Source organism: Streptomyces scabiei 87.22, assembly GCF_000091305.1.
GTDB lineage: Bacteria > Actinomycetota > Actinomycetes > Streptomycetales > Streptomycetaceae > Streptomyces > Streptomyces scabiei.
The window spans coordinates 5,857,381-5,869,816 of the sequence record NC_013929.1; the positions used below are offsets into that span (position 1 = coordinate 5,857,381).

The window sequence follows — 12,436 nt, forward strand, 5'->3', positions numbered from 1 at the left end:
TTTTGACAGCACTGAGGTACTTGCCAGGGCAGCATCGGGATGCTCCTGGTGAAAGGTCCTGGTCATGCCGCAGATGTCCAAGGTCGAGCTGTACGCGGCGATCCGACGTGACCACCGTGCCGGCATGAAGATGCGCGAGCTTGAGCGCAAGTACAACGTCTCGTGGAGGACGGTCAAGAAGGCCGTGGACTCCGTCTGGCCGGAGCCCCGGAAGAAACTGCCGCCGCGGCCAACTGCGCTGGATCCGTACAAGCCGGTGGTCGACGAGATGCTGCGGACGGACCTCGACGCGCCGCGCAAACAGCGCCATACGATCACACGGATCTTCCACCGGCTCGTCCAGGAGCACGGCGCCGATGTGTCCTACCAGATGGTCCGGCGCTACGTCTCTGACCGGAAGCCGGAGATCCTCGCGGCCTCGGGCAAAGCCCCCGTTGAAGCCTTCGTGCCGCAGACCCACCTGCCCGGTCACGAGGCGGAGGTCGACTTCGGCGACGTGACCGTCCGCCTGGCCGGCGAGCTGGTGACCTGCTACTTGTTCTCGCTCCGCCTGTCCTACTCGGGCAAGGCCGTCCACCGCGTCTTCGCCTCCTGCGGCCAGGAAGCCTTCTTCGAAGGACACGTGCACGCGCTTCGCACGCTGGGCGGTGTCCCTCGAAGCAAGATCCGTTACGACAACCTGAAGTCGGCCGTGGCCCAGGTGCTGGGGCTGAACCGGGCCCGGGTGGAGACCGACCGGTGGATCGCCTTCCGCTCGCACTTCAACATCGAGAGCTTCTACTGCCGCCCTGGCCTCGAAGGCGCCCATGAGAAGGGCGGCGTCGAAGGGATGATCGGCTACTTCCGCCGCAACCACTTCACGCCAGTCCCGGAAGTCGACTCCCTCGCTGAGTTGAACGAGATGGTCGACCAGTGGGACCTGCACGACGGGCGTCGCCGGATCGGCTCACGGCCGCGGACCGTCGACGAGTACTTCGCCGTCGAGCAGCCGCTGCTGATGCCGCTGCCAGGAGAGCCGTTCGAGACCGGCCGGCTGTTCACGCCACGCGTCGACCGCTACAGCCAGATCGCCGTCCGCACCAACCGCTACTCGGTCCCGACCCGACTGATCGGCAAACGGGTACGCGTCGTCCTGCACGCTTCCCACCTGGTGGTTTACGACAGGAACATTGAGGTGGCCCGCCACGAGAGGCTGATCGCGAAGGGCAGCTGCCGCCTGGACCTGGACCACTACCTCGAAGCCCTCATCCGCAAGCCCGGCGCCTTCCCTGGTGCCACGGCTCTGGAACAGGCCCGGTCCGCGGGCAAGTTCACCCCGGTCCACGACGCCTGGTGGGCCCAGGCCCGCAAGGTTCACGGCGAGCGGGACGGCACCCGGGCGTTGATCGAGGTCCTGCTGCTGAACCGGCACCTCGCCCACGAGCACGTGGTCGCGGGCCTGGCCACCGCACTGCGGGCCGGCGCCCTGACCGCCGACGCCGTTGCCCTGGAGGCCCGCAAGGCCGCCCAGGCAGAAGACGAGCCGACCATCGGCGCATCCATCCCGGCGCTTCCTGGGCAGACGCCAGCCACCGTCACGTCGCTGCACGAGTGGCGCCTCGCGCACCTCCCGCCGGACACCAGGCCGCTGCCGTCGGTGACCCCCTATGACCGACTGCTCCGACGCCGCCGCACCAGCGGCAGTGACCACCGTGAGGGAGAAGCCCAGTGACCCTGCCCCGCCAGCGAGGCTTGACCGAGCAGGCCGCCGACGCCGCGATCGACACCGCCTGCCGCCTGCTGCGGCTGCCCTCGATCCGCAACGAGTTCAACGAGATCGCCGACAGAGCGGTCAAGGACCAGATGACCTACCGCGGCTTCCTCGCCGAACTGCTGATGACCGAGTGCGACGACCGGGCACGCCGCCGTTCAGAACGGCGCATCAAGGCAGCCGGCTTCCCACGGGAGAAGTCCCTCCGGGCCTTCGACTTCGATGCCAACCCGAACATCGACGCGGCCACCGTCCATACTCTCGCCAGCTGCGAATGGATCAAGAAGAGTCAGCCCCTCTGCCTGATCGGAGACTCCGGCACCGGCAAGTCCCACATGCTCATCGCCCTGGGCACCGAGGCCGCGATGAAGGGCTACCGCGTCCGCTACACGTTGGCCACGAAGCTGGTCAACGAGCTGGTCGAGGCTGCGGACGAGAAGCAGCTCAACAAGACCATCGCCCGCTACGGCCGCGTCGATCTCCTCTGCATCGACGAGCTTGGCTACATGGAACTCGACCGCCACGGCGCCGAACTCCTCTTCCAGGTGCTGACCGAGCGCGAGGAGAAGAACAGCGTTGCGATCGCTTCCAACGAGTCGTTCGGAGGGTGGACGAAGACCTTCACCGATCCCCGTCTCTGCGCCGCGATCGTCGACCGTCTCACCTTCAACGGCACGATCATCGAGACCGGCACCGACTCCTACCGCCTGGCCACCACCCGCGCGCGAGCCGAACAACCGGCCGTCGCAGGCTGAGCTTCACGGTCAGCTCAGCGGCCCGTCGTCCGCAGGGACGACGGGCCCGGTCAGTCGTCGAGGACTCACGCTCTGGGACCAGACTCGCTGAATCGTTCGGTAGTCGATCACGGCTATGTCCTCCTGCTGGAGAACCTCACGGGCCTGCGGCGATGTCAGGAACTCGTAGTCCGTCCGGCGCACGGGCCAGCCACCGTCGACGGCCTGCGACTCCTTGTCGCCCAGGCTGGGATGCACCGCCCATTCATTGAGCCCGGCAGGCAGGTCACGCAGCATCTGAGCGTATTGGGCCGCCTTGCCTTCAATGTCGAGGGAGAAGCTGTCCACGAAGTCGTTGTCGGTGACCGGCAGCCCGCGTCTCCGCATCGCCTGGCGCCCAGGTTCGAGCCAGACCCGGACCGCGAGGCCGTACTCCGCTGCCAGCACTACGGACAGGTTGAGGATGTCGTCGCGGCCGCCATCAGCCAGGCAATGGAAGTCCAGATGGGTCGGTGTGAGCCCAGCGTCGGCCACGGCATCGATCTGGGCGCGGAACTCAAGTTCGATCTCATCGAGCCGAGCCTGGGCGAGCAAGGCTGCCCGCCCGACCGGTGTCGGCGAGAACAGTTCGCCTGCAGGGTCCAGCAGTGAGGGAACTCGTTCCTTGGCGATCAGCGGCCCCCACGGGATGTCGGGCATCTCGCATACCAGAGTGAGGTGGATCCCGAACGGGATCTGCGGCCGCCGGCTGAGCAGTTTCATAGCCTCCGGCGCCCCAGGACACGGGACCATCAGGCTGCACGAACTGGCGATGCCCTCTTCGACCGACTCGATCACCGCGGCGTTGATCGCTGGATACATCCCGAAGTCATCGCAGTTGACGATCAGCAGCCGAGCATCAGGCGGATACCCCAGTAACTCACTCGACTGCTCCGAAGGCACGGCGGCTGCGGGAACGCTGACTTCATTCATGCCCGCAGTGTGAGACCTGGACCGGGCCCCCGCACGGCAATTTGACCGCCGCAGAGCGACAGCGCCGTCATTTCTCGTGAACATCTACGAGCCTGCTGATCATCAACTGCCGCCACAACCAGTGAACAAACGCTGCTGCTGAACGTGAACGAAGCCACAGAGGAGTTGAAACCGCACGTTCAGGGGCGGGGAGACGAGGAGTTGCTCTTCACCGCCCCGCAGGGCGGACCGCTGAGGGCGCGGAACTTCCGTCAGCGTTTGTTCGCGCCAGCGGTCGTGAAGGCCGGGCTTGGGCACCTCAAGGTCACCCCGCACAAGCTGCGGCACACGGCGGCTTCGCTGGCCATCGCAAGCGGCGCGGACGTCAACGTCGTACAGACGATGCTGGGCCACAAGTCCGCGACCCTGACGTTGGACACGTATGGCCACCTCTTCCCGGACCGTCTGGACGAGGTCTCGAAGAAGATGCACAAGCGCCGCTCCAAGCAACTGGCCAAGGCGAAGGCCAAGCTGGAGAAGGCGGAGAAGAAGGCCCGCAAGGCCGCTGAGGAGGTGGCCGCCCTGGAGGACGATGCAGCGTGATGTGTGCCTGATGCGTGCCGGGGAGCCGCAAGAAAGGGGCCGCCCGACCGCGCTGATGCGGTGGGGCAGCCCCTTCCGTCTCCCTCGGCTCAGGTCATCCGCGCGGTCGCTGGCTGTCCTGCCGGGCTCGGTCGATCGCGGCAGCAGCCTCATCGCCGGCCAGCCGCTCGATCTCCTCAGGTACCTCCCGCTCGTCCAGCACGAAGAGCCGGTCACCGACGAGACGGGTGGTGGTCTTCCAGCCGAGACGACGTCCCGCTTCCCGAGCTGCATGCCGGACGTCCTTGAGGTCGCCCAACTCCGCAAGATCGTCGCCGCTCAGGATCAGCTGACCGTGGTAGCCCTGGAACTGCGGCTTAAGAGCCGCTCGCATCATCGATTCGAGCCGGTCGATCAGCTTCTCGTACCGACGCCGAGCCAGCTCATCCGTGACGGCCATCCTGCACAGCTCCCCACCATCCGCGCGCACGGCATGTGTGCCATATGTGTGCTGCAAGCGCAGGAACCCTCCCGTCCGTCGGGCGGAAGGGCTCCTGACCTGGTGTTTCTCTGTGCCCCCGGCAGGATTCGAACCTGCGACACCCGCTTTAGGAGAGCGGTGCTCTATCCCCTGAGCTACGAAGGCAAGGTGCCCGGTCAGTGTAGCGGGTGGTGGGGTGGGGGGTGGGCGTTGGTGTCCGGGGTGGGACGGGGCGGATCTGGGTGGGGTGGGCAAACAAATCGGTTTTGCGGGGCGTGGGGCGGGCCTAGCATGCCTGCCGTTGCTTCGGATGCCGTTCGGTGGGTCGGACGGCGTGGTGGGGCTCGACCGATCCGGCTGAGGGGATGTGGCGCCGTTGTCTGCGGTGATCGAGGCGCGCGGGCTGTCCAAGGTGTTCCGGACGACCGTGCGGCGGCCCGGCCTCGCGGGGGCGCTCAGATCGCTCGTCAGTCCGCAGCGAGTGGACAAGGTCGCGGTGCGGGACGTCGAATTCAGTGTGGGCCGGGGGGAGTTGCTCGCCCTGCTCGGTCCCAACGGGGCCGGGAAGTCCACCACCATCAAGATGCTCACCGGCATTCTCACGCCCACCTCCGGTGAGGCGGTCGTCGCCGGGGTCGTCCCGCACCGGGACCGGGAGCGCAACGCCCACAACATCGGGGCCGTGTTCGGGCAGCGGACGCAGTTGTGGTGGGACCTGCCCGCGCGGGACTCGTTCGAGATCCTCCGGGACATCTACGGGGTCCCCGAGGCGCAGTTCCGGGACCGTATCGAGGAGTTCGACGGGCTGCTCGAACTCTCCGAGTTCTGGGACACCCGCGTCCGGCACCTGTCGCTCGGGCAGCGGGTCCGGTGCGATCTCGCCGCCTCCCTGCTCCACGACCCGCCCGTCGTCTTCCTCGACGAGCCCACCATCGGCATGGACGTGGTGGTCAAGGAGCAGGTGCGGCGGTTTCTGCGGCACCAGGTCGAGCAGCGCGACCGTACCGTCCTGCTCACCACGCACGACATGACCGAGGTCGAACGGCTCGCCGAGCGCGTCGTGCTCATCAACCACGGCCGGATCGTCCTCGACGGCTCGCTCCAGGAGATCCGGCGCCGCTTCGGCGGCACCTGGCAGGTCCGGGCCACCCTCGCCGACCCGGCAGACGTCGACATCGTCGCGGCGGTCCCGCCCGTCGGTGCCGTCGGAGCCGTCGGGGTCGTCGGGGCCGTGGAGCAGGGCGGAGCAGGAGCCGGCGCCCCCGTTCCGCTGCCTGGGTTCGCCGGGATCGGGGTGCTTCGCCGGGAAGGGCCGCGCGTCGTGTTCGGGCCGGTCGGGGAGGACCCGCCCGGCGTGCACGAGGCGCTGAAGGTGATCATCGGGCGGTTCCGGGTCGCTGACCTCGCACTGGAGGAGAACGATCTGGAGGACGTCATGCGCGCCGCCTACCTCAGCGACCTGCCACCGGCCGGTCCGACGGCCGGCCCGACGGCCGAAGCGCCGTCCGGCACGCCGATCGACGGATCGTCCGGCACGCCGACTGCGGACCAGGCCCCCGCCGCACCCACCCCACCCGCCACACCCACCCCACCCGCCGCACCCACCCCACCCGTCACATCCGCCTCGGCGTCGGCCTCCCCCTCCCAGGGCGGCTGACCCATGGCCGCCCCAGCCGCCCTCGCCCGTGCCCGCCGCGTCTCCTGGATCACCCCCCGCGGCGAGCTGCTCGCCCCGCCCCGGATGACCGCGACGGCCGTACGCCTCCTCGTCCAGGTCTGCCTGGTCGTCTATCTCTGGCGCGGGCTGTACGCGAACACCGAGTCCAGCGCCGGGCTCGACGAGACCCAGGCCGTCGGCTATGCCGTCCTCGCCGTGCTCGCGAGCCGTATTCGCGGACTCGACCGGCGGGCGGGCCGCGACACGGTGATCCAGCACCTGCACTTCGGAACGATCGTCTACTGGTACCTGCGGCCGATGAGGCCCCAGCGCTACTACGCGCTGCGCGCCCTCGGCGACCAGCTGTACGGCTTCGGCTGGGTGCTCGCCGGATACGTGCTGTCCCTCGCCGTCGGAGTCGTCGCCCCGCCCGCCTCCGCCGTCGTGGCCGGGGTCTTCGCGGTGAGCCTGCTGCTCGGCCAACTGGTCCTGTACTACGTGATGATGCTGGTCGACCTGCTGTGCTTCTGGACCCTGCGCAACGAGGCGGCCCTGCTGATCCTCGTCTTCGCGCAGAACCTGCTCTCCGGCGTGTACGCCCCGCTGTGGTACTTCCCGGACTGGTTCATCACGCTCAGCGCGTTCCTGCCGTTCCAGGCGACCCTCGGCGTACCGCTGTCCATCTACGTCGGCCGGATCGCCGTCGGCGACGCCTTCGGGCAGCTGGCGGTGCAGGCCGTCTGGATCGTGCTGCTCGCGCTGCTCACCCGCCGGCTCTGGGAACGGGCCGGCCGACGCGTCGTGGCCCAGGGAGGATGACCATGACGGTGAACCAGGCGAACCATGGGACCGCACACGACGGAACCGCACACGACGGAGCGGCACACGACGGAGCGGCACACGACGGAACCGCACACGACGGAACCGCACGCCACGGGACCGCTCCCCACGAGGCCGTTCCCCCCAGGACCCCTCCCCACGGCCCCGCGCACGCGTGGCGTGTCGTCTGGCGGATCACCAGGCTCAACTTCAAGGCCCGGCTGGAGTACCGGGGCGAGTTCCTGATGAACGTCGCCGTCGGTGCGATCTGGCAGGTCTCCATCGTCGTCTTCGCCTCGGTCCTGCTCACGCGGTTCCCCGGACTCGGCGGCTGGTCCAGCTCCGACGTGCTGCTCATCGCCAGCATGCGCATGCTGGCCCACGGGCTGTACGTGCTCTTCCTCGGCCGCGTCCAGTACATGCAGGTCCTCGTCCAGGAAGGGATCGTCGACCCCTGCCTGATCCGCCCGATGCCGGTCTACCGGCAGGTCCAGCTCGCCTTCTTCCCGGTCAACGCCATCGGAGACCTGGTCGTCGCGGCCGGACTGTTCGTCGCCGCGCTGCAGCGCAGTTCCCTGGACTGGACGGCGGGCCGGATCGCGTACGTACTGGCCGGGGTGGCCGGCGGCATGCTGGTCGAGGCCGCGCTCTTCACCGCCCTGGCCGCCGCCGCGCTGCACTTCCCGGCCACCGCGTACTGGAGCCAGTGGCTGGAGGAGCTGATGGGGACCTTCGGCAGCTACCCCCTCAGCATCCTCCCGAGGGCCGTGTCCGCCGCGTTCACCTTCGTCGTCCCGCTCGCCTTCATCGCGTACTTCCCGGCCGGGGTACTGACCGGGCACGGCGACGCGATGGGCGTACCGGAGGTGCTGGCGGTCGCCTCCCCCTTCATCGGTCTCACCGCGTTCGTCCTGTCGCGGCTGCTGTGGAACTGGAGTCTGAGCAGATACACGGGCGTCAACGGGTGAGGAGGAGGGGTGAATTGAGGTAGTTTTCCGCGAACTCAGGTGCGAGTCAGCTCACTTCAGTCGTGTCTCCAGTCCGTCCAGCACCCGGTCGAGCCCGTACCGGAACCCCTCCTCCCGGGCCTCGCGCGGGTCCGTGCCCCGCTGTTCGGCGTAGCCCTCGCGCAGCAGGGGGAAGTCCTGGGCGGCCTGCTCGGCGGCCGGCCACAGCCGTTCGACCATGCTCCGCTCGTCCTCGCCGCTGCGGGCGAGGACATTGAGCCAGGCGGCCTCGCTGGTGGCCGTGCCGATGACGTACGCGACGAGCGTCGACACCGCCCGGTCGGCCTCGTCGGCCGGGAACCCGGCGGTGGTGAGCAGCTTCAGCATGGCCTCGGAGCTGCGCATCCAGTTCGGGCCGAGATAGGACATGCCCAGCTCACCGAGGACCGAGGCCAGCCACGGGTGGCGCAGGATCGTGGCGCGCAGGCTGTGGGCGCATCTGGCCGTGTCGGCGCGCCAGTTCGCCGGGACGGGGTCGACCTCGACCTCGATCTCGCCGTAGATCTCGTCGACGGCCAGCTCCAGCAGCTCGTCCTTGTTGGCCACATGGCGGTAGAGCGAGGTCGCGCCGGCGCCCAGCCGGCCGCCGAGCTTGCGCATGCTGAGCGCGTCGATCCCCTCCTCGTCGAGCAGCCGCAGCGCCTCGGCCACGATGTGCTCCCGGCTCAGCACGGGCTGCTCCCGTGCGGTCCGGGGCCGTGTCCACACGGACTGGAACCCCTCCTGCTTCCTGACCGGCTTCTCGGGTGCCATGGGGGAGCCTCTCCTCTGCTGCGTACGGCTGACGCGCATAGCGTACGGCCGACGCGGCTCGCGTACGGTGTTCGCGACAGCCGGCGCCCTCACGTGCGGACTCCGGCGTTCGGTGTTGGGCGTTGGGTAGGAGGCGTGGGTCAGACCTCGGGGACCCGGCGGAACATCCCCGCCACCGCCAGCTCGCCCTCGATCCGCCCCGCCGCGTCCCGCAGTGCGGGCAGGACCTCCTCCACGCACTCCGCCACCGAACGGCGGCTGCTGTGCATGGCGACGTTCACGGCGGCGACGACCCTCCCGCCTCCCTCTCGCACCGGCACGGCGACGGACCGCAGACCTTCCTCCAACTCCCCGTCGACGAGGGCGTATCCGGCATCCCGTACGCGCTCCAGGACGGTCCGCAGTTCCTGACTGTCGGTGACCGTGTGCGGGGTGAGGGCGGCGAGAGGGTCCGGCAGGGGGGCCTGCGGGAGCAGGTCGGCGAGCATGACGCGGCCCAGGGAGGTCGCGTACGCCGGCAGCCGGGTGCCGAGGGTGATGTTGGCGCTCATGATGCGGCTCGTGGCGACCCGTGCCGTGTACTGCACCTCGTCCCCGCCCTCGGTGAGGATCGCGAGCGACGTCGAGTCGTGGACGCGCGCGGAGAGTTCGGCCAGGTGCGGCGCGGCGATGCGGGGGAGGGGCAGCATCGACAGGGGCGGGTAACCCAGGCCCAGGACGCGGGGGGTGAGTTGGAAGAGGCGGTCGGACGACTCGACGTACCCCAGGTGTTCGAGGGTGATCAGCGCGCGCCGGGCCGTCGCACGGGCGAGCCCCGTGGTGCGGGCGACCTCGGTGAGGGTCAGCTCGGCGCGTCCCTCGCCGAACGAGGTGATCACGGTGAGCCCCCGGGCGAGCGACTCGATGAACTCCCGGCCCAGTTCCTGCTTGGAGGCGCCCGTCCAGGCGGCGAGACCGGAAGGGGCGGAGGGGGTGGAAGCGGCGGAAGCGGCGTTCGGGGCCGGGGCGAGGGGCCGGGGCGCGGTGGCCGGAGGCGGAGGCGGAGGCAGTGGCGAGGGCTTGCGCAACTCGCCCTGCTCACGCAGCAGTTCCTGCTCCATCGCCGCCACGGCCGCCCGTAGCCTCGGCAGCAGCGTCGACCGCAGGGACTCCGCCGTGTGCCGGCTGGTGTGGCTGACGACGTTCGCCACACACGCGATGCGTCCCGTACGGGGGTCCCGCACGGGTACGGACACCGCGACCAGCCCCGGTTCGATCAACTGGTCGTCCAGCGCCCACCCTTGGGCACCCGCCCGTGCCGTACGGTCCTCGAAGTCGTCGTACGCCCCGCCGCGTGGAGGCACCGCCGGGAAGCCGTGGCCCTCCGGGTCGGCCGTGCGGCGGGTCCGCCACCGGGCCCAGTCGGCCGGCTCCCACTCGGTGGCGAACAGCGGGCCGGGGGCGGTGCGTTCGGCGGGGAGGAGGTCGCCGATGCGGAAGCTGAGGGACATCGCGCGGCGGCGGGTCGCCTGGTGGATGAAGCGGACGCCGTCCCGGTCGCGGACCGCGAGGGAGACCGACTCGTCCAGTTCGTCGGCCAGGGCGTCGGCGTGGGAGTCGAGAAGGCGGGGGAGACGCAGCGCCGCCAGATAGGCGTTGCCCAGCTCCATCAGGCGGGGGGCGAGGACGGCGTCGCGGCCGTCCAGGCGTACGTAGCCCATGCGGGCCAGCGTCGCCGTGATCCGGTCGACCGTGGAGCGTGCGAGCCCGGTGGCCTTCTCCAGCGCGCTCGGACTCAGCGTCCCGTCCGCCTCGGTGAGCCGGCGCAGCACGGCGATGCCCCGCATCAGAGGTGCGACGGCATCGGCGGGCGCGGGGTTCGTGGCGGGGGTGGTGGCAGCCGCGCCGGGGACGTTCGGGAGCATGCGCTCACGGTAATGCGCCCCGGCCGCGCCGCCACGCCGGGCGCCCAGTGGCTCGGGGGCGCGGGGAACCGCGCGAGAAGCCCCACCGGCGCCGCGCTCGACCCCGGACCCCGGACGACCACGCGCCGCGCCCGACCACGGACCCCGCTCGACCCCGGACCCCGGACGACCACGCGCCGCGCCCGACCACGGACCCCGCCCGACCCCGGACCCCGGACGACCACGCGCCGCGCCCGACCACGCACCCCGCCCGACCACGCACCCCGGACGTCCCGACCCCTCCCCGTCACCTCCGCCTGACCACCACCCGATGGCTCCCCCCGGCCTCCACCCCCACCACGGCGATCTCCACCTCCGCCCGTCTGTCCCTGAACGTCTCACCGGGGACCAGCGGCGCGTCGGACAGTTCCGCGTGGACGTTGGGGCTGCGGGTGCACCCCCCGCTGTCCCGGCGGGCGTCGTGCACCTTGATCGGCCCGTTCCCCGTGTCGACCGCCGCGTCGACCCGGTACACGAGCACCCCCGGCCGGCACACCGCCGCGTCGTTGCCGGCCTGGGTCCGCAGCTCGGCGACGTACGCCGCCCGGGAGCCGAGCGGGACGACGACCAGCTTCGCGCCGCCGGCGGTGGCGAGCGGGGTCAGCGTGTACTCGGCCGCGCCGACCGCCGCCGCGCAGCCGACCTGCGTCTCGTCGAGCCACCCGAGCTTCCACTTGTGCCAGCCCAGCAGATCGTTGTCGACGCCCCAGTCCTCGCTCATGATGTCCCAGTGCCCGACGGCGCCCCCGCCCTCGTGGGTATAGAGGTCGGGCAGCCCGAACACATGGCCGTTCTCGTGGGGCAGCACCCGGTATCCGGTCTCCCCGTACGAACCCGAGCCGTCGTCCTGCCGGCTGTAGACGAACGACGCGTTGGCGACCGGCACGCCGTCCGCGATCGGTGCCTCCCGGTTGCCGGCGAAGGTCACCGACAGGACCGTGTCGAGGGCGGAGGGGCCGGCATTCGGGGTGACGAGCACGTTGATCAGGTCGTACGACCGGAAGTCCACGAGTGGATCGGCGGCCCGCACCATGTCCTGGACCAGGCGGCGGTAGCCGGGGTCGAAGGGGGCGCCGCGCTCTATGCCGTACGAGCGGAAGGACTTCGGCATCCGCAGCCACTCTGTGAGCGGTGCCTCGGGGCGGTAGTCGATACGGCCGTAACTGCTGGTCCTGAACCACTTCTGGGTCTGCGGGGCAAACTCCGCGAAGCGGTCCATCGCGTTGCCCTCGCCGGGCGCGTCGGAGAAGTCGATCATCAGGTTGAGCGCGCGGACCGTGCCGGTGGAGCGGGCGTAGCCGGGCGGGGTGGGGACGCCCTCGGACATCTGCGTGCCGAGCGGGCCGCGGATCATGCAGGGGTCGAGCGTCGAACCGCGCACCAGGGCGGCGGCCCCCGCGGCCCTCGTCGTCTCCTTCGCCACCAGCTGCCCGGTGCCGGCCGAGGTGGTGACCGCGAGCGTGAGGGCGGTGACTGAGGCGAGCGCGACGACCCGGCGCGGACGTATCCGGCGCGAACGGGTCCGGTGGGCTTGGTGGGCTTGGTGGGTCCGGTGGGGACGTGTCCGGCGCGCGGGTATCCCGTCTCTGCGGAACGGCTGCTGCATCCACGCGCCCTTCGCTCCACGGCAGCCGTCCGTGACGAGGCTGTCCTCTTTCGATCACCCTCGGACGAGGGGTGCGCGGGCGCGCGCTGGAAGGTCCGAACGTGGGCAGAGCCCTCTCTGTGACTCAGGTCACAGGGGAAGTTTCGGCGAGGG

Annotated in this window: 10 protein-coding genes, 1 tRNA gene and 1 pseudogene; 6 read left to right on the forward strand and 6 right to left on the reverse strand. The window is 70.2% G+C overall.

Features of this window, described 5'->3' with window-relative positions:
- Positions 1 to 64: 64 nt before the first annotated feature.
- Together istA and istB are read left to right on the forward strand one after the other, a co-directional pair.
- On the forward strand, positions 65 to 1,711 hold the full coding sequence (gene istA, locus SCAB_RS25145; protein ID WP_013002889.1) for an IS21 family transposase: 1,647 nt from the start codon (positions 65 to 67) through the stop codon (positions 1,709 to 1,711).
- Positions 1,708 to 2,505 carry an IS21-like element helper ATPase IstB gene (istB, locus tag SCAB_RS25150; protein WP_041669610.1) on the forward strand — a complete coding sequence of 266 codons (798 nt, stop codon included), beginning with the start codon at positions 1,708 to 1,710 and terminating at the stop codon, positions 2,503 to 2,505. Before istA ends, istB begins: the two co-directional genes overlap by 4 nt.
- A 9-nt stretch (positions 2,506 to 2,514) precedes the next feature.
- On the opposite strand, the gene SCAB_RS25155 is transcribed toward istB, so the two are convergent.
- Positions 2,515 to 3,456, reverse strand: a complete 942-nt coding sequence (locus SCAB_RS25155) for a polysaccharide deacetylase family protein (protein WP_049875775.1) — start codon at positions 3,454 to 3,456, stop codon at positions 2,515 to 2,517.
- A 144-nt stretch (positions 3,457 to 3,600) separates the two neighbouring features.
- On the opposite strand from SCAB_RS25155, the gene SCAB_RS45255 reads away from it, so the two are divergent.
- The gene (locus SCAB_RS45255; RefSeq protein ID WP_013002892.1) at positions 3,601 to 4,038 is read left to right on the forward strand and encodes a tyrosine-type recombinase/integrase; all 438 of its coding nucleotides are present in this window, start codon (positions 3,601 to 3,603) and stop codon (positions 4,036 to 4,038) included.
- A 94-nt stretch (positions 4,039 to 4,132) separates the two neighbouring features.
- Here the strand turns inward: SCAB_RS45255 and SCAB_RS25165 are convergent, their stop codons facing one another.
- Together SCAB_RS25165 and SCAB_RS25170 are read right to left on the reverse strand one after the other, a co-directional pair.
- Complete coding sequence (locus SCAB_RS25165; protein WP_020121663.1) at positions 4,133 to 4,477, reverse strand: hypothetical protein; 345 nt, start codon at positions 4,475 to 4,477, stop codon at positions 4,133 to 4,135.
- A 113-nt stretch (positions 4,478 to 4,590) separates the two neighbouring features.
- Positions 4,591 to 4,663: transfer RNA gene (locus SCAB_RS25170), tRNA-Arg, on the reverse strand.
- Positions 4,664 to 4,874: 211 nt separating this feature from the next.
- Here SCAB_RS25170 and SCAB_RS25175 point away from each other — a divergent pair.
- The 3 genes and pseudogenes from SCAB_RS25175 to SCAB_RS25185 all read left to right on the forward strand — a co-directional run.
- Positions 4,875 to 5,951: pseudogene (locus SCAB_RS25175) on the forward strand (ABC transporter ATP-binding protein); the annotation flags it as partial.
- A 207-nt stretch (positions 5,952 to 6,158) separates the two neighbouring features.
- A complete protein-coding gene (locus SCAB_RS25180) occupies positions 6,159 to 6,974 on the forward strand; it encodes an ABC transporter permease (RefSeq protein WP_013002894.1) in 816 nt (271 codons plus the stop codon).
- Positions 6,971 to 7,942 (forward strand): ABC transporter permease, encoded by a 972-nt coding sequence (locus tag SCAB_RS25185; protein WP_013002895.1) that lies wholly within the window; start codon positions 6,971 to 6,973, stop codon positions 7,940 to 7,942. Before SCAB_RS25180 ends, SCAB_RS25185 begins: the two co-directional genes overlap by 4 nt.
- Before the next feature lie 51 nt (positions 7,943 to 7,993).
- On the opposite strand, the gene SCAB_RS25190 is transcribed toward SCAB_RS25185, so the two are convergent.
- The 3 genes from SCAB_RS25190 to SCAB_RS25200 all read right to left on the reverse strand — a co-directional run bounded on the left by SCAB_RS25190 (position 7,994) and on the right by SCAB_RS25200 (position 12,283).
- On the reverse strand, positions 7,994 to 8,734 hold the full coding sequence (locus SCAB_RS25190) for a TetR/AcrR family transcriptional regulator (protein ID WP_013002896.1): 741 nt from the start codon (positions 8,732 to 8,734) through the stop codon (positions 7,994 to 7,996).
- Positions 8,735 to 8,874: 140 nt separating this feature from the next.
- Positions 8,875 to 10,638: an IclR family transcriptional regulator domain-containing protein gene (locus SCAB_RS25195; protein WP_013002897.1), complete on the reverse strand. Its 1,764-nt coding sequence runs from the start codon at positions 10,636 to 10,638 to the stop codon at positions 8,875 to 8,877.
- Between the two features lie 286 nt (positions 10,639 to 10,924).
- Positions 10,925 to 12,283: a M6 family metalloprotease domain-containing protein gene (locus tag SCAB_RS25200; RefSeq protein WP_013002898.1), complete on the reverse strand. Its 1,359-nt coding sequence runs from the start codon at positions 12,281 to 12,283 to the stop codon at positions 10,925 to 10,927.
- Positions 12,284 to 12,436: the final 153 nt, after the last annotated feature.